This window comes from Pseudanabaena minima str. Chao 2107 (assembly GCF_051131155.1).
GTDB classification, from domain to species: Bacteria; Cyanobacteriota; Cyanobacteriia; order Pseudanabaenales; family Pseudanabaenaceae; genus Pseudanabaena; species Pseudanabaena minima.
In genome coordinates this window covers 2,647,534-2,670,879 of the sequence record NZ_CP159508.1, presented here as the reverse complement: position 1 = coordinate 2,670,879, position 23,346 = coordinate 2,647,534, and the positions used below count along the sequence as shown (strand labels likewise).

The window sequence follows — 23,346 nt, the reverse complement described above, 5'->3', positions numbered from 1 at the left end:
AGATATAAATTAAAAACCTGTAATCAATAACTTTCTGGCGGCATCAGCCTCAACGGGTCTAGAGAATAAATATCCTTGGCAAAACTCACAATTTAATTCGCGGATCTGATCGAGCTGATCTTGAGTTTCTACGCCTTCCGCGATCGTAAACATGCCCAAACTCTTCGCGAGCGCAATAATCGCTTTAATAATTTCAGTGTTTTTACCATTTTTGCCAATTCTCATCACAAAGGAGCGATCAATTTTGAGATGATCAATTGGGAGTCTATGCAAATAACTCAACGAAGAATAGCCCGTACCAAAATCATCAATGCTCAGTTGAATCTGCCGATCGCGTAGTTGGGAGATAATTTTGCCAGCAAATTCAGCATTCTCCATAATGTCGCTTTCAGTGATTTCTAATCTTAAAGAATTTCCAGCAATTCCTGTTTCCCGAAGAACTTGATCAATCTGCTTTAGCAAATCAAAACTCATAAAATGCTTTACAGAAAGATTAACATTCATCGTTAAGGACGCATTAGAAATGCCTTCGTCCCGCCAAATACGCAACTGCTGACAGGCTTGTTGTAAGACAAATAAGTCGATCGCTATTACTAGTCCTGTCTCTTCAGCGATCGGAATAAACTTAATTGGATTAATTAGTCCTTTTTCTGGATGATTCCACCGCACTAACGCCTCAAAAGAATCAATTTGGTTATTACCTAAATTAATAATCGGCTGATAATAAGCTACCAATTCATGGTGTTCTAAGGCATGTCTGAGATCGGACTCTAATTGAAAGTTATGCAGTGCACGGCTATGCATAGTTTGTTCAAACATTTGATAGCAAGCTTTGCCATTTGCCTTAGCCCGATACATGGCAGTGTCAGCATCACGCAAAATATGTTCGGGTTGCTTATAAATATCACTACCCATGACAATGCCAATACTGACATTTGTAAATACTTGATATTCACAAATGTGAAAGGGTGCTGCTAATTCATTCAAGATGCCATTGGCAACTTTGATCGCATCAGAGTCACCAATGGCATCTTGCAGCAGGATGGCAAACTCATCGCCTCCCAAACGACAAAGCATTGTGCCTGGACGCAAGCAAAGTTCGATTCTTCGAGCGATCGATACCAATAGCTGATCACCCACTAAGTGTCCTAGAGAGTCGTTAACTGCTTGAAAGCGATCGCAGTCTAAGAACAGAACTGCAAAATGGTAGCCTGACTGTTGGTTGACTTGTTGCAATAACTGCTCCAAGCGTTTCATAAACCAAGTTCGATTAGGCAATCCCGTAAGCACATCATGCAAAGCTAAATGCAATAATCGCTCTTGGACTTGTAAGCGCTCGGTAATTTCCTGTTCTAATTGGGCTGTTCTCTGACGTACACGCTGTTCGAGTTCAGCATTTAGTTGATTAATTTCCTTTTGAGCGGCTCTTAAACTTAGATGGGTTTGGATACGAGCTAGGACTTCTTCGAGCTGAAATGGTTTGGTGATATAGTCTACGCCGCCAACACTAAAAGCTTTTACTTTGTCTAAGACTTCATCCAAAGCACTTAAGAAAATTACAGGAATGTCGCAGGTTTGCTCGTTGGCTTTTAGTCTTTGACACACTTCATAGCCATCGATATTGGGCATCATAATGTCTAGTAAAATTAAGTCTGGCTTAGCAGCTTGGGCTACAGTCAGCGCCATTAACCCTTCAGTGACGCTACGAACTTTATAGCCTTGCTCTGCCAAAGTTGTCGATAGAAAGCGCAAGTTATTCGGCATGTCATCGACTATTAATATATCGCCACTATAATTTCTAGTCATTATTTAGCCGTATCCATATGGCGATCGTTTAACTATTTGTTAAATGCTTGCTGTGATGAGTTCATAATTTGATTGTAACAAAAATTATCGACAAGACTGATTAAAGAATGAATTAAAACGGTATTACTTTCTGGTATAGATTTGATTAATTCATTAATTAAGTCATTGTCAGCGAGGGTAGCTGCATAATGAAGTTGCCTGATCCAGCTTTCAGGCATTTGTAATAAATAGGTTTGAAGATTAGCGGCTAAGGTTTCTAGAGCATCTGTATCTCTATCAGTAAGTTGGCGATTGCTTTCATCTTCATATAAGTAGGTTACACCTAAATATTGAGCTAATTTATCGAAAATAAGTGCTTCTCGAAAAGGCTTACGCACAAAATCATCACAGCCTGCCGAAAGGATTATTGCTTTTTCTTCTTCCAAGGCACTCGCCGTTAAGGCAATAATTACAGTGGCTTGTCCCTTTAAATGGGATTTGATTTGGCGTGTTGCTTCATAGCCATCCATTACTGGCATCCTCATATCCATCCAGATTAGATGTGGTTGCCATTCTTCCCAAATAGCGATCGCCTCAGCCCCATTTTCAGCTTCGCGGACTTTAAATCCTACTGCCTCTAGTATTTTTACTAGTAACTGCCGACTTTCCCATCGATCCTCTACAACTAGAAGTCGATATTCTGACTGGTGGGGAGCTAAACCGACAATATAGCGATCATTAGTTTGCCTTAATGGCACAGGAGATGATGAGACATTAACTGGAAGATAAACTCTAAAAATGCTGCCTACACCCAACTGACTACTGACAGTAATCTCACCACCCATAAATTGAGCAAATTTAAGACTGATGGGCAATCCTAGCCCTGATCCTTCCGCAGTTCTTCTGCCTAATTCCGTTTGTTCAAATGCTTCAAAGATTTTTCCTAGATAATTGGCAGGAATACCTTCACCAGTATCTTCTACAGTAAATATTAAGATGGTTGGAGTTGAAGTGTTCTCTTGGACTGGAGATTCTAATTGAGGCTTTGGTTCTGGGGGAGCATTAACATCTATGTCAATGGATAGAATTACTGAGCCTTGGTTGGTAAATTTAATGGCATTGCTTAATAAATTAATTAAGATCTGACGAAGTTTTCCTTCATCAGTATTAATCCATTGTGGGACTTGAGGCGACCGCCTAAAAAGTAGTTGCAGAGACTTATCACTCACCTTAAGACGAAACATTTTTTCCAATGTATCGAGGAGGTGACACAGATCAAAGCTAGTGATGTTTAGCGTAATCCTTCCCGATTCGATTTTTGACATATCTAAAACATCATTAATTAATTCCAATAGATGCTCGCCACTGTCATGAATGATTTTGAGATAGGAGCGATGATTATCTTTCAGTGAGGTGTCGCGTACCATTAGTTGAGCGAAACCTAAAATTGCGTTTAATGGTGTTCGCAGTTCGTGACTCATACTTGCCAAAAATTGACCTTTGGCTTGGCTAGCAGCCTCAGCAGCTTGTTTTGCCTGTTTGAGTTGTTGTTCGACTTTTTTGTTCTCTGTAATATCACGAGCAACCCAAACTACGGTCTCTGCATCAATGGGAGAGATACTTGCATTCCACCAAATCGGTTGGTCTGTGTAGGAGAGAAGGTACTCAACATTTAAAGTTTGCTGCGTTTCTAAAACCTGCTGCACATAACTTACAAAGAGGCTAGCTTGCTCAGGTGAAAATAATTCTGAAGGGAGTTTGCCAATTACTTTACTAGCATCTTGAAAAACTGATTGTCTACGGGTTTGAGGGATTTTGAGTACGCGCCCCATGCGATCGCGTACTAAGATCACTTCATCCATTGCGGCAAATAAAGCTTTCATTTCAGCATTGGTCACTCTCAGTCGCTCTTCGGATTGTTTATGATCAATACCTATGGCGATCGCATTGGCGATCAAGTCGATGCTCTGGATATCTGTTTCTAAGTGCAACTGAGAAATCATCAGAATCACACCGATGACTTTGCCTTTGACAATGAGTGGATGTCCTACCAGCGAAATAATTCCTTGCTCTTGCAACCACAATTGATCGGATTCGCTCAAATCTGACACGATTTGATCAGTTAAAAGCGGTTGGAACCTTCCTTGGGTAATAGACCATATTTGCTCTCTGCTAATGAGATTACTAAGGCGATCGCTATCTAATTTGTTATAGTTTCCAGCGCTGACTTGTAAATTTAAATCATTTCCAAAAGCATTGATTGTCCAAATCTGGACAAAAGAGACGTTCATATGTCGCCATAGTGATTCGACAAAGGCTTGGAGAACTTCTTCTAATGTGTTTAGCTGTGTAGAAGCAGAACCAATTTCTGCCATCAAAATTGATAAATGTACACGTTCTAAAAGCTCTGATTCGACTTGTTTGCGATCGCTAATATCAAAAATCGCTCCATCTATCCATAGCAATTGATCATCTTTAGCAAATAATCCTTGTCCTTTCTCATACAGCCAACGAATGTTACCTTGGGCATCGATAATTCGATATTCCAACATAAAGGCTTCCCGACAAGTTAAACTTTCATTGATAATTCTTTTTACAGTTTCACGATCTTCAGGATAGATAATACTTGTCCAACTACGAACTTGATTAGCGATAAATTCTTCAGCAAGATAGCCTGTTAACTCTATAACCGCCCCACCAATGAACACCATTGTCCAATCTGCATCGCAATTACAACGATAAACAATGCCTGAAAAATTGGAAACTAAATTTCTAAATTTATTTTCAGATTCCTGTAACTCTGTTACTCTCTGATGAATTCGCAATTCCAAGTTTTCATTAATCTTGCCAAGTTCTGTAAAGGACTGTTTTAGCTGTGTCGCCATCTGATTAAAGGATTGCGAGAGAATATTCAATTCCGCAATTGTTGTTGAGGGAACTTCTCGATCTAATTCGCCATTTGCCAAGGCTTGACTCGCCAAAGTTAAACGGCGTAATGATTTATTAATATATTGAGTCGTGAAAACACCTAAAGCGATCGCGCCTGCTAATGATAGACAAATGAGCAGAATGGTATTTTGCCGATTGACATCAATTTGTTCCGTAAAGTCAGATTCGGGCATGACTACGGCGATTAACCAGTTAATCCCCCGTTCATCGCGGTAGGGCAGCACTTTAAAAAAAATATTTTTCCCCTCAGCCGAAAACTTTAAATTCTGCTCAGTGGTGATTTTATCTAAGCTGCCAACTTGTTTTTCTAGATAACCCACTGCATCACGAATCATTTGTTGCCGAATATTCTTAACAGGTAATCTCTGTAGTTTTTGTTGATCACTGCTAATTTCATAGGGCTTTTTTTCAGTCGAGCTGGCTACCAATAGTCCTGAAGGTTCTAGAATAAAGGCCTCTCCAGACTTGCCAATTTGTAATCCACTTAAAAATTGACTGATATTTCCTAGAGCCAGATCTGCACCTAAGACTCCTATTCTTTTTCCACTAGAGTTATAGACAGGTAAACTAGCGGTAATTACCTGCTCAGGTAAAGTGGAATCTTGATAAATTGGACTCCAGATAGGTTGATCCGTTTGTAAAGCTGCCTGATACCAAGGACGTTGTCGCGCATCATAGAACTCTGATTTTCCTTTAAGCTCAAGACGATTTCCTTGTGAATCTAGGTTGTAATAGTAACGCTGAGAACCATCAATATTTATGGCTAGTTGAAAAGATTGGTATGAATGATGGTTTTTATCTAGGCGAGTAATCCCCACAAATTCTCCCGAATTTTCGCCTCCATAATAGATCCAACAAACTGTAGGAAAATTCTGAATCTGATTCCAGAGATAGATCTCACTAGCTCGTCCTTGAGTTTTTAAGTTGCCTTGCCGCACTGCATCGGCATTAATTTTATTGATTAAGTGTGGAGTTTCCAGATAAGAAGAGAGCTTTTGCTTGATGCGATCGCTAACTTCATTTTGCAGTTGTCCGACTAGGTTGGTAATCATCTCCTGCTCACTGCGCCAAGACAGCCATGCCATCAATCCTGATATACCAGCAATCAAGATCACAAACTGACTAATCAGCATGAATTTGAGCGATAACTTGCGGGATTTTTGAAGATTAGGAGATGATTGGCGATCGCTCATAGAATTATTTCTACTGCAAGCTTCTATTATAGTTTTAGTTATCTTACCCAAACCTCAAAGTATAGGGACAATTTTGTAGATGAGTTTGATGAGGGCAAGATTGTGGCACTGGTCAGTAAAGGAGTGAGGGTTAAAATAAAGAGGTAGAGGCAAGGAGTAAATCATGAAATGTCCCCACTGCCAAAGCGAAAAGGTAGTCAAGAATGGCAAAGATTACCACCAAGACGGCAAAGCGATCCAGAATTACTTATGCAAAGGATGTGGCAAGCGATTCAACGAACAGACAGGAACAGCGATGTCAAGGCTAAGAACCCCAGCAAGTATCATGTCCTATGCGCTGAAAATGAGGACAGAGGGGATGGGAATCAGAGCAAGTGGGAGAGTCATAGAAAAATCGCACACTAGTGGACTGTTTCATCTAAAATAGTGCAATAGATACGGTTATTCTTCTTGCTCAAATACTGGATAAAGATGTTTCAGTTTGACTCTGGCATCGCTTGTCGAAAACCTCCATATTACTTTGGATGCATTCTGATTTCGAGACTTTTGCCAAGCGTCTATCTCCTCTTTGAGTTTGTCCTTGCTAGGAATCCGTCTATCTAAACATTGTTTTGATAAGACACTCAATTCGGTTTCGGCTACATTCAACCAACTACCATTACGCGGCGTATGATAAATTTCTAGTCTTCTTGCTAAACGATGAGCTTCTGGTGCAGGAAATGCTTCATACAGCGAAGCTATATTATGGGTATTCAGATTATCACTGAGTAGCTTTACTTTTCGTGCATTCGGATAGTCCTCATCCAACAATTGACGTATTTCCTCAGCCCAATCTATCCTTGTTCGACTATCTCGGCTACTCACCCGTCTCCATCCTCGATGAGGGTCAACAAACATGAATAGGGCTTGAACACCTTCACGCTCATAGTGGTAGTCTTCTTTTTTATCTTGTCCAGGTTGCATCGCTATTGGTGGATAAACCTCTCCGAGTAGTTGCTTTGATGCTTCATCCATTGCAATCAACGGTTCTTCTTCGCATGGCTCCGTGCTATACAAGTCAAGGACGACTTCCATTTCTGCCACAAATCTTGCTAAATCTCTTTCGGGAATACAAAATCTCTGGGTTTTCCAAGGTCGTAATTCGTTTTTTTTAGAGTACGCCACACCGTTGATGCGGAAATTTCGGTAATAACTTGTCTTTGCTTGAGTTCTGACGTTAATAGTCTGATTGTCCACTCAGCACGTCCTTCTGGTGGGTCTGCACAACACAGAGCAATTATGTGGGCTTCGCTAGAGCCATCGACCTTGGGCGGTGTGGGGGGCGTTTTCCTTAATTGTCTCTCTAGTGCAGGTTTTTCACCTTTTTGCAGAAATCTTTGGCGAATTCGACCTACGGTGTTTCTATGCACCTGCAATGCTTCTGCTATTTCTTCATCAGTCCATGTTCTCTTGCTGTATTTTCCTTCATCACACATCAGTAAAATTCTGGCGTGCAAGATCTTTTTTGCAGGTGCATAGCCATTTCGACTAATTTGTTCTAAGTTTTCTCTATCCTCTACTGTTAAATAGACTTTATCTCGCCTTCCTCTTCCCATGATTAGGGCTCTCCAAACCAATATCTATTGCACTATTTTAGATGAAACAGTCCACTAGCATCATGAGATGGGAGCAAAAACTGGCAAATCAAGCACAGCAATGGAGTCCAGAAGCCCCATCTGGAGGAGAAGTGACTATTGAAGGAGATGAAATTTATACTCGCGTAGGCGAGAACCATTCGACTGGCGCTCACGGCAAGCCTTTCCCCCCAGTGAGTCAAAAGGGTGGACAGTAGTATTTATCGAACGCAACAGTCGCGATTGGATTGAAGCAAAGGCAGGCAAGAAAACCACCGAACTATTTGAGAAAGCAATAAAAACAGCATGGCAATGGTCAAAGGCAAGTCAATACATCCGATGGTTTAGCGATGGCGAAAGGAGATATGCCCAACAACTCTGGCAAATGGCAAGTGTATACCTCAAAGCTACCGAAGTAAGTCGTGAGTATGGACATCGGAAAGTATGGCGATATGGATTAGAAGTGGCGATCAAATTCAAAGGCTCACAGGGCAATCGTCGTGTCGAATGGCTCAAACCAGAGCATCCCTATACGGCTATTAGCGATAAGAGTGACATTCATGCCAATCACAATGAAGCAAACAATAGTGCTTTGAGAAGGAGGTGTAGCGCTTATCGCCGCAGACAAAACCTGTATGCAAAGAATACTGAAGGATTACAACTCACAGTCACTGTGCAAAGATTGGTACACAACTGGGTAAGACCTCACGGGGGCTTAGACAAGAACAAGACTCCAGTTATGGCGATCGGGCTATATCATCGACCGATTTCTTTGCTGGAGTTGCTGTCATTACGCGGCTTTACTTCCCTCACGCCTTAACTGACCAGTGCCTAAAACTTGGTGTCACTATTTGGGCTGTCATCGTATTTCACCTAAATTTTGGGGCAAAGAACAATATGTAATTCGCACATTTCAATTATGGCAAATATAGCGATCGCTTGAAATCGCTTGAAAATGTGGTGAGTAGCGATCGCTAATCTCGCAAACTTTCCTGAGTTAAATCTCACCACAAATCAAGTTTTTTAAATTGGAGTAAGCAGCAATGTCAAAATCAAACTAGCGATCGCAAGAAGGTCTTCACAAGTGTTAGATGCCTCAAAATGCTTGAGATAGGCATTAAGACTTTCTCAAAGCGATCGCGCTGTAACAGCATTAAACATAAATTCTAACTTACAGAGCTTACAGAGTTAAGCACAGAACAATAAGTTACGTTCATATTGTGGTTACTAGAGATCGCACCAGTTTGATACGTAAAGCAAACTGGTATACCTACATGTTCATAAACTTGATTGCTTAATCCAGCACTAAAAAAATCAATAATGCGTCTTCCGAAAGGATAGTTTCCATTCGTCATCTCAACACCTCGAACGGCAAGTACACTTGAAGGGACATTTGCAACTAAATCCTCAGTATTAAAAATTCGATATGAGTTTTTAGGAAACTCTCTAGCAAATACTTGATTTCCCACCCTTGGTGAGGCAAAGGAATAAAGAATAGGGGAAGAAAAAACTTTCTTTTTGCAAATTTCTTGATCAATATGTAAGGTAGAAATTACAGCCAAAGCACCGCCGAGGCTATGACCAGTTACAAATACTTGAGACTTTTTTTCTTCCCTTCTATATTTTTCGAGTTCTCCACCCACAACCCTTTCCACAACCTGTTTTAGAGATGGATAGCTTGATGGTTCAGGATTACCCAAACGTGTTTGGATAGTGTCAATAAGCCATATATAAAAATCACTTAAGCCAACAAAAATGGCATTCGGAGGTTTGAACCATTTACGCAACCCTAGAAAAGGACCTGGGCGATATTTTGTATAGATTTTGTGAAATCCCCAATGTACTTTCATTGGATTTTTCTCTGGGTCGTTACCTTTTTCGCTCAAAAAGCCAATCTGATGGATTTGAGAATTGTTGAACCATTCAAATCCTTCGCGGGTTCCTCGAAATACAACAAAAATTAGTATCTCACCTTCGTGCTCTCGCTTAGCAATAAAGCCGAACCGAGAAATATTTGGCTTACGAATCTCCCTTAAGAAGTTCAAAAATTTTAGTGGATTGAGAGAAAAAACAAATGGTGTATAAGATACATATTCAAAGATTCCAAGAACATCATAGCTATACTTTCCCCTGTCTTTAGGATCAGTATTAAGAGTGGGAGAAAGAATTTGATATCTAGCAATTGTATCGTCTTCCATTTTTTCGTCAACGTTAATGGTTGCACCTTCTACCAACAGAGGCTTGTCCTGATCAAAACTTTCAAAATTCTCATAATCGCTGTAGGCAATGCGAGTTAAATTTGCAAGTTCCATAGCGTTCGCACGACTGAATTCTGATCCTTCGGGCGAACGAATACTTTCTTGCGGCGCAGATATATTGCCGTCCATAGCTAGAGTGATGAGATTATTAGGCATACTTTTCTTAATCCTTTCAGGAAAATTAATTTTAAATAGCTTTGTCAAACAATTATCGTGTATCGTGAATTTTTCTTTCTCTAAATTAACCCGTTTGCGATCGCCTCCAACACCTCATACATAACGCCAGCCTCTAAGGAGGCAGCACCACTGATTGCGATCGCTAGTTTACGTGTCATAGAATTTAGTTCCTGAATCCTGAATAGTATAAAGTTTGAGTTAACGAAGCAAAATTGGATATTCTCCATTAGTACATTATTATTTAAAGTATTAAGACAATGATATTTTTGCGGGTAAAACTCAAAATACTGACTGTATAAGGATTTGCTTCCTAAATATTTTTTTCAGTAAAATAAGAGCGGAATGTGGGCTTCAATCTGTTTAGATAATGGCGTTGAAATATGCCTTAGCAATTTTTGCAATGTGATCAGCCCTATCGTTTGCATTAATAATTCTTCTAGCATTCAAAAAATCTTGCCTATCACCTGCAATAAAATCACTCAATCCGAATCCAGTAAAACTAGCATCCCGCATTCCTTGCACTAAAATAAGGGCGGCAGTGTCAGGAACAGAAGCTCTTTCTGGTCTACTTACCAAATCAATTCCTAGTTTGTTTGCCCAGACTGTATAGTTCCTACGACCAGTGATTTGAACAAATCCTCTTCCTTTAAATCTAACTCCATCTCCCGGGTTACAGTTACCTAGATCACTACATCTCCCTTCATAGGCTGATCCATCTGCAATCTCCATCATAAAACGCCCAAAATGAGATTCATGCTCAGCAGTGGCAAAAATATAAGCAATCTGCCCCAAATCTATTACCCCATCAGCTAGACATTGATTTAGTACAATCGGAAAGTTTTTTGCGGCAAACGGACGAATCTCAGGTGGACATTGAGCATCGTTCAAAATTGTATTGACATCATTGAATCCAGATGGCATAACTGGAGCAGGAGGAGCTGCACGAGAAACCATCCTGATGTCTGTTGGAGCTACTTTCATCAACTCTGCCCATGTGTTTTGATCGACGACTCCAGTTACAGGTAGCCCCGCAGGAACAAATCTACTTCCAGATGGGCGCAATCTTTGAAATTGCTCAACTGCTGCCTTGGTAGCATTTCCAAATAGTCCATCAATCTTTGCGTCTCTCGGTAATACCCCCCACCATTCCTTTAAATATTGCTGCAAAATTTCGACAGCATCAGTCAGATGAGGCGTATTAATAATCCCATCATTGATCTGCAATTCAACCCTTTCGATTGCCATGTTCAATTCTCCAAAATAATAATGACTTTTTTATTAGTTTTATTAGCACCAATAAGGCTCTAGAACCTATGTTGGTATCTTTAATTCCTTACGAGTTTTCGGTCCTACCTGTCCATCTACTGACAATCCTGACCGTCTCTGGAAGATTTCAACTGCCAATTTCGTGGCTGTGTCATAAATCCCATTCAATTGAGACGCTTCTAGTAGATCTAATGAAACTAAAGCTTGCTGCACTTTCCTCACATCTTCACCATCCATAGGTGGAGCCTTTAGTTTTAAAATTCTCGCTCTAGCAAACCCATCGGCAGGTGATCGATCCAATCGAGCAGCAGTCTCAGGTCCATAACCACCATCAGATTCTATTTGATCGCTAGGGTTATGCTTATTCCAAAGAATTTGAAAAGCTTTAACCCCAATGTCTCCAACATCATCCCTAACACCTCCACCTACATAGGTAAAGTGAACCTCATCACCAGGTCCAAACCATTCCCAACCCTCAGCTTCTAACGCAGGTATCCATGCATCGAAGTCAGGAGTATCAATAGCAAAACCATCTTCATGATTACTCTTGCTAGGGGCTGCAGCTATGCTAACGCAACCCGAACCCTGCCAACTAAATAGAATGTGTTGTTGAACAACTGTTCGATAGCAAGAGTTGAGTTGCAGTGTCACTCCCCTTCTACGGATTGCACGTCTTAGAGCTTCCTTTGCTTTGGGCTGCATGAATAAGTTAACAGTGGCAGCGTTGCCTGATACATCTAAATCATCAATATTAACCAAAACTCCTCCTGGAATCAGGAGGTTCATCTCATCAATTACTTGGAGGCTTAGCCCCTTGACACGTCCTGTATTACAGGAAAAACTTCTGATAACATCTTTAACTGTTGCCATAGATATGCTCCTAACTAAATCAACTAACTTCCGATCAAAACTAAAACTTAAAATCTTTGGCGTGTTCTATCTATTAGAAATTAAAAAGTTATCAATCCAATCATCACTACCAATACAATAGGAAGATTGTCTTTGAAACAACTAACCAAATCGTTAGACAAGTATTTATACTGATTTCTACAAAGATAATGGTTTGATTTTTTGATGTGCTACATCAACGTTAATTGGTAGTACAAGGTTTAAAGGTCAGAAAAGGTCGGATTAAGGTCTGATGTTTTTGACGTATTTATGTAAATTTTTCTTTCAAGTGAGTATTTACTGATCATTGTGCAAGTAAATGTCGATTTAAAGTAAAAAATGGCAGAAAATGAGCCGATCGCAACTAACAAAAAACTAAGCCTAATAAATTAGAGATAATATAGAAACCATATTTTTTGTCATAATCACCGCCCAACAGCCATGATGTTCCGCGCCTTACCTCCAGTTACGACCTTCGAGGAGTTTGTCGAATTTCTCCCTGAAAATTCTGGTGTGTGTTATGAACTACATAACGGAAATATTATTGAAATGGCTCAACCAGTTGGAGATCATGAAGAAATCAAAAGCTTTTTAGGTGTGGAAATACCCTTTGAAATCAAGCGGCTGGGACTTCCCTACGGTATTCCTAACCAAGTTATCGTTAGACCTGAAGGCAAAGATTCTGGATATTTCCCAGATATATTAGTGATGAATCGTGCCAATCTACCTAATGAGCCGCGATGGAAAAAAGAATCGGTTCTTAGTCAAGGTGCATCCATACCTTTAGCCATTGAAATTGTGTCAACCAATTGGCGAGATGATTACCACTTAAAATTTGCCGATTATGAAGAGATGGGGATTGCTGAGTATTGGATTGTTGACTATGCTGCCTTAGGTGGACGTAATTTTATTGGTAATCCCAAACAGCCAACTATTTCAGTTTGTAATTTGGTGGATGGAGAATATCAAATTAGCAAATTTCAAAATAGCGATCGCCTAATCTCGCAAATTTCCCCTGAGCTTAATCTCACTGTAAATCAGATTTTTCAAGCAGGAATAAGACAGATATAGCAAGAATAGCTCTTAAAGTGAATAAATATTTATAATTCTTGTATAAATCTTGATTGAATTTTAGGTAAAAGCTTCTAATATTTAAGTCCAATTATGCGAAAATAATCTCAAGTTTAGTTGGCTTCAGATTGTAAATGGCACAAAATGATGTGATCGCATTAGTCACACGATTACTATTACATGACTTATCAAAAATTCAAAAACTTGTATTTAGTCAATCTTGGGATGGTAAAAAATACTCAGATATGGCTATAGAAGAGGGTTATGATCTTGGCTATATCAAAGATGTTGGCTCAGAACTATGGCGAGCGCTGTCTAAAGTTCTAAACGAAAAAGTTACCAAAAATAATCTGCATGGAGTACTTGAGAGATATGCCAGAGAACAACAAAAGCAGATCGCCTCGTTAACTCTAAACTTACAATCTACTAATCACTACGCCCACTGGGGTGAAGCGATCGACGTTTCTCTTTTTTATGGACGTACTACTGAATTAGAAACTCTTAGTCAATGGATTTTGGATGATCGCTGTCGATTGGTTACACTTCTTGGTATGGGCGGCATGGGCAAAACTGCTCTCTCCGTGAAGATTGCCGAACAATTGCAAGGGGAATTTGATTATGTAATTTGGCGATCGCTACGACACGCACCATCTTTTCATGAAAAGATGACAGATTGCATCAAAATCCTGTCGCATCAACAAGTTACGACTTTACCTGCCGATCATCATGAACAGATTACCTGTTTAATCGAATACTTCCGTAAATCTCGATGTTTGCTGATTTTGGATAACTTTGATACGTTGTTGCAGCATGGTAAGAAAATAGGAACTTATCTTGATGGTTACGAATCCTACGGTGAACTGTTATGGAGATTGGGAGAAACTAGCCATCAAAGCTGTGTACTGATTACCAGTCGCGAAAAACCTGCGGAAGTTGCTGCTCTTGAAGGTGATGGCTTACCAGTACGAACTCTTGCTCTGTCTGGTTTGGAAGTCATTGCAGGACAGGCAATACTAACGCTCAAAGGTTTGTCAGTCTCTGATGCAGAAGCTCGTCAATTAGTTGATTGTTACAGTGGCAATCCATTAGCACTAAAGATTGCAGCTACTGCCATTCGTGATTTACTTGAAGGTAATATCAAGCATTTTCTAGCAAGTGGCATAATTCTATTTAATGGGATTAGCAAGTTGTTGTCCCAACAATTCCAAGGGCTATCAGTCCTGCAAAATCAAGTAATGTCTTGGCTGTCTATCCATCGTGAAAGCATTTCCCTAACTGAATTGCACAGTGTTTTTGTTCCACCTATGCCTAAGGCGAAGTTGATGGAAGTTTTAGAATCTCTACTAAGACAGAACTTAATTGAGCGCGATCGCAACGGATTTACACAGCAACCTGTGGTGATGGAATATGTTACGGAACAGTTAATTGAACTTATCCATCAAGAAATAATCACAAAATCACCCCAATATTTACTGACCCATGCTTTAGTTCAAGCCCAAGCAAAGGATTATATTCGTGATAGTCAAATTCAACTCATTGTACAGCCTATTCTTCAGCAACTCCAATCAACTCTTGGCGATACACATCAGGTTGAGCATAAACTTGGTAGAGTGATTGCAAGCCTCCAAAATGCATTAACTATGATTCCAGATAATTATAGTGGAGCTAATCTGCTCCATTTACTAGCCCATTTAGGAACTAATTTAACTGGATATAATTTTTCAAAGCTGACACTCCGTAACTGTGACTTGCGATCGCTTAAATTGCATCGAGTTAACTTTACCAAAACCACCTTTCTCGAATGTGTTTTTGCATTAACTTCTGGTGGTATCACTAGCGTTGCATTTAGTCCTGATGGACTTTTCCTTGCCACCAGTGACACTACTAATGGTGAAATTCAGATTTGGGATATCAATAGTGGCAAACAACTCTTTAGCTGCAAAGGACATAACACTTGGATTTGGGATATTGCTTTTAGCCCGAAACACCCAGTTTTAGTTAGTTGTGGTCAAGATCATACAATCAAGCTCTGGAATACGAATAATGGAGAATGTCTCCAGACTTTACATGGACATAGCAACATTGTTACGGCGATCGCCTTTAGTCCTGATGGTCAACTCATCGTTAGTAGTAGCACTGATCGCACAGTTAAGATTTGGAATGTAGTCACAGGCAAATCTATACAAACTCTGGAAGGACATCACGCCTGCGTCTGGTCGGTTGACTTCCATCCCGCTGGACAGATCATAGCCTCGGCTGGAGAAGATAGCTCAATCAAGTTATGGAATCTAGAAACTGGTTCCTGTATAAAAACTTTGAAGGGACATCAACATTGGATAAAAGCGATCTCAATTAGTCCTAATGGAGAAATATTAGCTAGTGGCAGCTTTGATCAAACTGTCAAACTATGGGATTTGCAAACTGGTACATGCATACAAACTTTGCTAGGACATAATTCGGTCGTAACTTCACTAGCATTTAGTCCCAACGGAGATCGCCTCGTAACGGGAAGCTACGATCAAAGCGTGAAGATTTGGGATACGGAAACTGGACGATGTTTGGATACCTTGAAAAAGCATACCAATCGAGTTTGGTCAGTTGCTTTTCATCCACAAGGAAACTTAGTCGTGAGTGGTGGTGATGACCATGCAGTTAAATTTTGGGAGTTGAAAACAGGAAAATGTACCAAAACCCTTCAAGGGCATAGCAATGCAGTTTATGCGATCGCCCATAGCCAGCACAACTTACTCGCTAGTGCCCATGAAGACCAAACCGTTAAACTCTGGAATATCAATCTCAATTCTCCACAAGACTTAAGTTCCGATCTTCAGCCTTCTCAAGTTCTCCGAGGACATAGCGATCGCGTTCTCTCAATTGCTTTCAGTCCCAATGTCCAAATTCTCGCTAGTGCCAGTGCCGATCGCACGATTAGGCTATGGAATCCCCATACAGGAAAAGCTCTCAAAACTCTACTTGGGCATAAAAGTTGGATTTGGGGAATTGCCTTTAGTCCCAATGGTCAGTTTCTCGCCAGTGGCAGTTATGACCACACAGTCAAAGTTTGGCATATAGAATCTGGTGAATGCTTACAAACATTACAAGGTCATCCTAGTTCTGTCTTAGCAGTTGCTTTCAGCCTTGACAGCAAAACTCTCTTTAGTAGTGGTTATGACAAACTGGTTAAACATTGGGATCTAGCAACAGGTAAATGTCTACATACTTGGGAAGCCGACTCTACTAACCGTGTCTGGGCAATAGCTATTAGTCCCAATAGTCAACATATGGCAACTGGTGGTGACGATACTTTTATAAAACTATGGGACATCAAAACAGGAGATCACCTACAAACATTTAGCGGGCACACCGACCAAGTTGTTTGTCTAATGTTTACCCTGAACGGAGATCTTTTAATTAGCAGTAGTAGCGATCGCACAATCAAAATTTGGGATGTAGTGACTGGATGTTGCCTTGAGACGTTAGAGGGACATCTCAACTGGGTATCGTCTCTGAGTTTAAGCCAAGATGCTCAAACGCTCCTTAGCGCTAGTTGGGATGAAACCATTAAATGCTGGAATATCGCAACAACGGAATGTTGGCAAACCCTGCGGTCAATCCGTCCCTATGAAGGCATGATCATTGAGGGCGCAGCAAATTTAACTGAAGCGGAGATCGGAACGCTAAAAGCTTTGGGTGCAAATGTAAAACCAAAATAAAGAAAGGCGGCGCGAAGCGCCGCCTTTCTTTATTTTGGTTTTGATTTGTTTGAGCTATTTAGTTTTCGTAATTACGCCTTGCTTTATTTGCCTCAGTGCGAAGCGCATCGAGACGTTTCTCGATCAAAGTACGCGATCGCCCCTTAGACGCATCACTGAGCATGATCTTCAGCGCACTGCCCAAACTCTTATACGCCGCAGGCAAAGGATAGCCATTCCGCACTGCTAGACGAATAGCTCCTTGGTCAGCCTCAATCAAATTACGAATATCTTTTTTACTAGTACCCTTGCGCCATAGCTGAAACCCAGCCACACCACAAATACCGAGGGCAAGCACAAATAGCAAACCATTTTGTACCCATAGTTCACCAACTGCACCACCTAAACCGATCGCTAATGCTGCGACTTCCCAACCATCCTTGGGTACTGCATCATTTTGGATACGAGCAACCTCATGCCAGTACAGCAAGTTACGCTGATCCTCAGCGAGGCGTTCCCAGCGCACCATATCGACTAAAATCACTACTTCATCGCCACCAGCTTCTTCACAGGCAATCAGTGGCGGACGGACACCATCAGCGTTAAGTACTTTTACCCAAGCCTGTAATTCTGGCGGTAGCAAGTCTTGCAGACGACGGATCTCAGTTCTGGCAAAGGTATTTCGGAGGGAGGAAGAAGTTGGAGATGGCATGAATCTTCGTCAAAGTTCAGAATTTTGAGGGACTTATCGCTAAATCTAGATTTTAGTATAAGTTTTAGCTACTTGCACTTTTGATTAGATTATTACAACTAAAAAGCTATCTTCAGACTATAAGAAAAGTAAAGAAATATAGTGGATAATTGCGTAAGATTGATATATAGTTATTATTCTTAACATAAATAAATATTATCACTTTAAATTTTCATAATGCAATTAATTAATTCTGAGTGGACAACAACAGAAGAAGAGGTAGCTAGGAAAGCTTTTGATATTGCCTATAAGCGAGAAATTAGTTCTCTAATTGATTCAGTCCGTTACAAAGCAAGCAATTTGGCTGAAATTGATGACATGTGGCGTTTGCATGACTTTTTGAGTGTGAAGCGCCATGAAGTTGATGGTCGATACGACTATCATTTGCCAATGCTAGTTTTCGTGTTTGCAGGATTAGTTAAGGATGGATGGCTAAGCTTAAATGAATTGGAAGGGCTAAATAACGATAAAATCGCTAAAATTGCAGCACTTGCTTGTATGTAAGATATAGATCATATATAGATCATAAAAAAAGAGATTGCCTATTGTTCTATTATTATTTTTAATAAAGATCTATCTTTTAAAGTGGATCTATCTATGTCTAACGACGTAATTATTAGAACAAATTAAAGTTTAAAGGTATAAAGCTGTCTCTTCATAATGACTCTATAGTGACTCTGTATTTTTAATGTTCATACCCTAATAAACATGGTGATCACCTTGCTATTTCTAACGATCATCATGTTTACTAATCCAGCTTTTTATTTTTTAAGTGGTAGTTCTAAAAAGGAAAGGATTTATGGTGGTAAGGATGGGCGGCGCGAAGCGCCGCCCATCCTTACCTATTTAGCACTACCTTTTAAGTAAGTATCTGGGAATAATTAAAAACTAGAGACAAAGCCCATAATGCATACTCAGTATGCATTATGGGCTTTGTGCCTTTATATTTAACTGCGCCTAGCTACTTAGCTGATTTTGGAAATGGGTTGGAAGAGCAAAATAAGTTTAATATCTACCCTTAGAGGTTTTGTAATAGTAAACACAATATGAGTATATATACTAAGGAAGTTTAACTGTTATAAACTTCTCAATTCTTGTTGTTTTGATTGCTTCTAGTAAATAGTATTAATAGAAATTTCTTGCTTATAAAGCTGGCAATATTCTTTTGAGAGCTGTTTATTAGATTCTAATTCCTAATTCTAAGTTTTATATCTTTGAATATAGGATTAATTTTTCCTTAATGCATAAATATGCATTTAAATCATCTAATTGAACCCTAAAAACACTCCTATGACATATACAATTAACTCAGCAAGAAGCATTTTCCCTAGCACATTAGCAGCCGATGTTGTACCTGCTACTACAGCTCGATTTAACCAACTTAGCCCTGAAGATCAATTAGCTTGGATTTGGTTTACTTACCTTGAGATGGGTAAAACCGTAACGATCGCCGCTCCTGGTGCTGCAAGTATGCAACTAGCTGAGTTGACTTTAAATGAAATCAAGAAAATGAGTTTCCAACAGCAAACTCAGGTCATGTGCGATTTAGCTAATCGTGCTGACACTCCTATTTGTCGTACCTATGCTATTTGGTCACAAAACATCAAACTAGGCTTTTGGTATCAACTTGGTCAGTGGATGGAACAAGGAATTGTTGCGCCAATTCCTGAAGGTTACAAACTCTCAGCTAATGCTTCAGCAGTATTGGAAACTCTAAAAGGTCTAGAGCCAGGACAACAAATCACAATTCTGCGTAACTCAGTTGTAGATATGGGCTATGACCCTAACAAATTGGGTGAATATACTCGCGTTGCTGAGCCAGTTGTAGCTCCACAAGAAATGTCTAAGCGCACTCAAGTAAGTATTGAGGGTGTAAATAATCCTACAGTCTTGGCTTACATGAATAATTTGAATGCCAATGATTTTGATGCTCTAATTGCTCTATTTCTCCCAGATGGAGCTTTGCAGCCTCCTTTCCAAAGACCAATTGTGGGGAAAGATGCAGTTCTGAGATTTTTTAAAGAAGAATGCCAAAACCTTGTGCTAGTTCCAGAAAAAGGTGTTTCTGAGCCAGCCGATGGTGGTTATACCCAAATCAAGATTACTGGTAAAGTGCAAACTCCTTGGTTTGGCTCTGGCGTAGGTATGAATATTGCTTGGCGCTTTCTGCTTGATCCTGACAACAAAATTTTCTTTGTAGCGATCGACTTGCTTGCATCTCCGAAAGAGTTACTGAACTTTGCTCGTTAGTTTAGCTATATTCCTTTAAGTTTTAGAAAAGGCAGCGTGATCGCACTGCCTTTTCTAAAATGTCAATCGCCTTTTGATATAGATACGATCTGTTTAGGCTTTATGTAGTCCAGATAGATTTCTAAAATGCTTGTAAGTCAAGCATTTTAGAAATCTATCTGGATTTTCAGAAGGCACATAGCGCTGTAGTATGCAAATGCTTATCTCACAACACAAGGTATTGGTAGCAAATGATTGGAGTGGATTACTAATAGCTGTAACTATTATTGGTCTATGGTTTGTTAGTTTATTTGTGTTACTTACGATTCCAATATTAAATACTTCTTGGTTATGGCTGATTAGCGCTATTTTGGGACGCACTTATCTGCATACGGGGTTGTTTATTCTCGCCCACGATGCCATTCATGTTAATTTAGTTCCCCATAACCGCAGTCTCAATCATCTGATTGGACGTTTTGCAGTTACCGTTTATGGATTTTTATCCTACGACCTCTGTTTTAAAAATCACTTTAAACACCATCGATATCATTCTCAAAGTGAAGATCCTGATTTTCATGGCAGTACTGCTAATCCATTACTCTGGTACTGCAAGTTTATTTCTGAATATTTCCCAAGGCGATCGCTGATCATTTTCTTAGTAAATATGATTCTAATCGCTGGAGGCTTAATTACATTTTTCCATGTTCCATTCCTAAACTTAATATTTTTTGGACTTCTGCCTCTGGTTTTGAGTTCTTGGCAATTGTTTTTCTTTGGGACTTATCTGCCACATCACCAAGTTTACGAAAACCCCAATTTCTCTCCGCGTTTGCAAAGTAGTTACTGCTCCAACCTATGGTCGTTTTGGAGTTGCTACAACTTTGGGCATTACCATTGGGAGCATCATCAATATCCAAAAACTCCTTGGTATCGGCTACATCAAACCAATAGAAACTAAGAAAGAGAGCTTTGCTCTCTTTCTTAGTTTCTAAAAGATAAGTGTTTATTGAAGGGCTATACCAGAGAATTATTGAAAGTGTTGCTTTGCAACACTTTCAATAATTCTCTGGGTTAAGAAGTTTGAGCTTTTAGCCATGCCCAAGGTACAGCAAGCATCTTGTTAGAGTTAGGTACAAAAGCACGCTGCTTAAACACTTCGTAGTGATTTCGTTCGATCGCCTTTAAAATATTGCGATACAAAATTAGAGAAGACCATACTGGCCATCGGGCATCTCGACATAAAGCCGAAATACCATCCTCAGCATGTTGATAGAACTGTCGCGCTCTCTGAATTTGGAAACGCATCAACTCAATCCAACGCTCGTCAACAGTACCATTTAACAAATCTTTTTCGGTATAGTCAAAATAATGTAGATCCTCAAGGGGCAAATAAATCCGTCCTCTCTGAGCATCTTCACCAATATCACGCAAAATGTTAGTTAACTGCATGGCAATACCTAAAGCGATCGCTGCCTCAGTTGCCGTACTGATCACCGATGGATCTTTAGTTTCAAAGCCCATAATTGCTGCCGACATCAAGCCCACAGTTCCTGCAACCCGATAGCAATATAAATGCAGATCATCGAAGGTCTGATAGCGATCGTATTTGAGATCCATCCGCATTCCAGAAATCATATCTTTGAAAGGCTGAATCGGCATTGGGTACTTCTGGACAGTATCGGCTAAGGCAATATCTGAGGCATGGATAGGATCGCCACGGAACGTCGCCTCTAACTGTTTTTCCCAGTTAAAAAGCGTTTCGGCATCGGTGCTTTCTGCTTGCATACCATCTACAAGCTCATCAGTACGACGACACCAAGCATAAATCGCCCAAGTAGCTCGCCGTTTTGCTTCAGACATCAGCATCGTACCAAGATAAAAAGTCTTGGCGTACTTTGCCGTGATGCAACGACAAATCTCGTAGGCTTCCTCCAGACTGACTGGCTGACGCATTCCCATCGACTTAGGCACTGACGACAGATGGATTTGACTGGTTTTGGTTAGAGGTTCGACCAAGGACTTTACTTCCAGAAGATTGACTTGCTTTATGAATTTCCTGTGCTGTTAGCTTACCAGAAAGTACCGCCCCTTCCATACTCCCAAAAAAGGGCTGGGCTGTATAGCTACCTGACAAAAAGAAATTAGTGATCGGCGTTGCTTGACTAGGACGGAACTGCTCACGGTTAGGAGTAGCAGTATAAATTGATCGCGGAGTCTTGACGACATGAGACTTTAAGACTTTGGCAGGACTAGGGAGATGCTGCGGAAATAGTTTCGCTAGTTCATTCAGCGTTGCTTCCACGATTTCGCTATTGGGGCGATCAATCCAATCGGCAGCAGGGGCAAATACTAGCTCTAGCATCGATTTGTCAGGGTCGGCATATTCCTTGCAGGAATTGCTCATATCTGAGTAAACGCTGAGCAGGGGCGATCGCGAAAATAGGGTGTGATCAATATCTGTAAGTTTGCGATCGAACCAAAGCTGCACACTGATTACAGGTACACCTTCGAGATTGTCTAGCTGTTGAAAATAGGGCAAGCCTTGCCAAGTTGAGGGGATGTAATTTTTAAAAGCGTCCACTGACATCGCCGAAACGTATGCATCTGCATAAATCTCACGACTAGGCGAACCATCTGTGCTTTGGATGATCAACTTTTCGATATTGCCATCTTGATCGGTGACAATTTCCTTGAGGGCAACTCCTGTATGGACTTCGCCGCCTCTTGCCACGACATGATCAACGATCGGCTGACAGAGACGCTCAGGAGGTGCACCATCGAGGTAGGCAATTTTCGAGCCGTCCTTTTGTTGGAGAAACTTATTGAGGGCGCGGAGGGGAATCGTTGCCGAAATCACATTGGGATCGATAAATTTGAGGGATTTGCAAACGGCAATAAAAATGTCAGTGGTAATGTCCTTGCCGATGCCACGCATTTCTAGCCATTCCTCGAAGGTGTACTTGTCCATCGACACAACATAATCATCACCGCGAATAATTGCAGGAATTAGCCCGATCGCAAACCGAATCTTTTGATTCCAAGTGAGCATATCGTTGTTGCGAAGAATCGAGGTAATGATATTGAAAGGAGCAGGTATATTAGGTACGTCAAACCATGACAATACCCCTGGCTTTTCGGGTTGGTTAAAAATTAAAGCATGGCGTTTCCATTGCAGGCGATCGAGGATATTTAGCTCACCCATCAGTTGCAACATGTTGGGATAAGCCCCAAAAAAGTTATGTAGCCCTGTTTCGATCCAGTCACCATCGGCATCTTTCCATGCTGCTACCAAGCCGCCGAGAACGTTACTGCGCTCTAGCAAAATTGGCTGATGTCCTAAATCCACCAAATACTTGGCACAGGATAACCCTGCTAACCCTCCTCCAGCGATCGCCACGCGCATATTGCTCTAGTACCTGTACGTTTAATTTTTTATGATTACTTATATCCATATTACTTTGCAAAGCTTAATAA

Annotated in this window: 17 protein-coding genes and 1 pseudogene; 8 read left to right on the top strand and 10 right to left on the bottom strand. The window is 40.5% G+C overall.

Translation table 11 applies throughout. The annotated features are described in order from the left end of the window. Positions 1–9 precede the first annotated feature (9 nt). Together ABM313_RS12105 and ABM313_RS12100 are read right to left on the bottom strand one after the other, a co-directional pair. Positions 10–1,806, bottom strand: coding sequence for an EAL domain-containing response regulator (locus tag ABM313_RS12105; RefSeq protein WP_434688304.1), 1,797 nt, complete (start codon positions 1,804–1,806; stop codon positions 10–12). Between the two features lie 32 nt (positions 1,807–1,838). Beyond that, positions 1,839–5,927 carry a cache domain-containing protein gene (locus ABM313_RS12100; RefSeq protein WP_434688302.1) on the bottom strand — a complete coding sequence of 1,363 codons (4,089 nt, stop codon included), beginning with the start codon at positions 5,925–5,927 and terminating at the stop codon, positions 1,839–1,841. A 163-nt stretch (positions 5,928–6,090) separates the two neighbouring features. Between ABM313_RS12100 and ABM313_RS12095 the strand changes: the two genes are divergently transcribed. Next, positions 6,091–6,354, top strand: coding sequence for a transposase (locus tag ABM313_RS12095; protein ID WP_434688300.1), 264 nt, complete (start codon positions 6,091–6,093; stop codon positions 6,352–6,354). Positions 6,355–6,368: 14 nt separating this feature from the next. Here ABM313_RS12095 and ABM313_RS12090 read toward each other — a convergent pair. Next, positions 6,369–7,522 (bottom strand): IS630 family transposase gene (locus tag ABM313_RS12090; protein WP_434683792.1). Its coding sequence is split into 2 segments (ribosomal slippage): positions 6,369–7,081 and positions 7,081–7,522, totalling 1,155 coding nucleotides; the frame shifts between segments, so codons are not numbered across the junction. A gap of 44 nt (positions 7,523–7,566) precedes the next feature. Between ABM313_RS12090 and ABM313_RS12085 the strand changes: the two are divergent. Then, positions 7,567–8,360, top strand: a pseudogene (locus tag ABM313_RS12085) (IS1 family transposase); the annotation flags it as partial. A 53-nt stretch (positions 8,361–8,413) separates the two neighbouring features. Here ABM313_RS12085 and ABM313_RS12080 read toward each other — a convergent pair. From ABM313_RS12080 to ABM313_RS12065, 4 genes are all read right to left on the bottom strand, one after another. Further along, complete coding sequence (locus tag ABM313_RS12080; protein WP_434688298.1) at positions 8,414–8,551, bottom strand: hypothetical protein; 138 nt, start codon at positions 8,549–8,551, stop codon at positions 8,414–8,416. Between the two features lie 155 nt (positions 8,552–8,706). Then, positions 8,707–9,954 carry a lipase family protein gene (locus tag ABM313_RS12075; protein ID WP_434688296.1) on the bottom strand — a complete coding sequence of 416 codons (1,248 nt, stop codon included), beginning with the start codon at positions 9,952–9,954 and terminating at the stop codon, positions 8,707–8,709. Positions 9,955–10,335: 381 nt separating this feature from the next. Next, positions 10,336–11,220, bottom strand: coding sequence for a peptidoglycan-binding protein (locus tag ABM313_RS12070; RefSeq protein ID WP_434688294.1), 885 nt, complete (start codon positions 11,218–11,220; stop codon positions 10,336–10,338). A 66-nt stretch (positions 11,221–11,286) separates the two neighbouring features. Further along, on the bottom strand, positions 11,287–12,111 hold the full coding sequence (locus ABM313_RS12065) for a peptidoglycan-binding protein (RefSeq protein WP_434688292.1): 825 nt from the start codon (positions 12,109–12,111) through the stop codon (positions 11,287–11,289). Positions 12,112–12,573: 462 nt separating this feature from the next. Between ABM313_RS12065 and ABM313_RS12060 the strand changes: the two genes are divergently transcribed. Continuing rightward, the gene (locus ABM313_RS12060) at positions 12,574–13,200 is read left to right on the top strand and encodes a Uma2 family endonuclease (RefSeq protein WP_434688451.1); all 627 of its coding nucleotides are present in this window, start codon (positions 12,574–12,576) and stop codon (positions 13,198–13,200) included. A gap of 134 nt (positions 13,201–13,334) precedes the next feature. After that, positions 13,335–16,913 carry an NB-ARC domain-containing protein gene (locus ABM313_RS12055; protein WP_434688290.1) on the top strand — a complete coding sequence of 1,193 codons (3,579 nt, stop codon included), beginning with the start codon at positions 13,335–13,337 and terminating at the stop codon, positions 16,911–16,913. A gap of 58 nt (positions 16,914–16,971) precedes the next feature. Here ABM313_RS12055 and ABM313_RS12050 read toward each other — a convergent pair whose 3' ends face one another. Beyond that, positions 16,972–17,604, bottom strand: a complete 633-nt coding sequence (locus ABM313_RS12050) for a DUF3318 domain-containing protein (protein WP_434688288.1) — start codon at positions 17,602–17,604, stop codon at positions 16,972–16,974. 216 nt (positions 17,605–17,820) lie between these two features. Between ABM313_RS12050 and ABM313_RS12045 the strand changes: the two genes are divergently transcribed. The 4 genes from ABM313_RS12045 (at position 17,821) to ABM313_RS12030 (ending at position 20,830) form a co-directional block, all read left to right on the top strand. Then, positions 17,821–18,147, top strand: a complete 327-nt coding sequence (locus ABM313_RS12045; protein ID WP_434688286.1) for a hypothetical protein — start codon at positions 17,821–17,823, stop codon at positions 18,145–18,147. Positions 18,148–18,351: 204 nt separating this feature from the next. Further along, on the top strand, positions 18,352–18,510 hold the full coding sequence (locus ABM313_RS12040) for a hypothetical protein (protein ID WP_434688284.1): 159 nt from the start codon (positions 18,352–18,354) through the stop codon (positions 18,508–18,510). Positions 18,511–18,933: 423 nt separating this feature from the next. Then, positions 18,934–19,893: an orange carotenoid protein N-terminal domain-containing protein gene (locus ABM313_RS12035; RefSeq protein WP_434688282.1), complete on the top strand. Its 960-nt coding sequence runs from the start codon at positions 18,934–18,936 to the stop codon at positions 19,891–19,893. 190 nt (positions 19,894–20,083) lie between these two features. Further along, positions 20,084–20,830: a fatty acid desaturase gene (locus ABM313_RS12030; RefSeq protein WP_434688281.1), complete on the top strand. Its 747-nt coding sequence runs from the start codon at positions 20,084–20,086 to the stop codon at positions 20,828–20,830. Between the two features lie 113 nt (positions 20,831–20,943). Here ABM313_RS12030 and ABM313_RS12025 read toward each other — a convergent pair whose 3' ends face one another. After that, a complete protein-coding gene (locus tag ABM313_RS12025) occupies positions 20,944–21,831 on the bottom strand; it encodes a phytoene synthase (RefSeq protein WP_434688449.1) in 888 nt (295 codons plus the stop codon). 4 nt (positions 21,832–21,835) lie between these two features. Beyond that, complete coding sequence (pds, locus tag ABM313_RS12020; RefSeq protein WP_434688279.1) at positions 21,836–23,275, bottom strand: 15-cis-phytoene desaturase; 1,440 nt, start codon at positions 23,273–23,275, stop codon at positions 21,836–21,838. Positions 23,276–23,346: the final 71 nt, after the last annotated feature.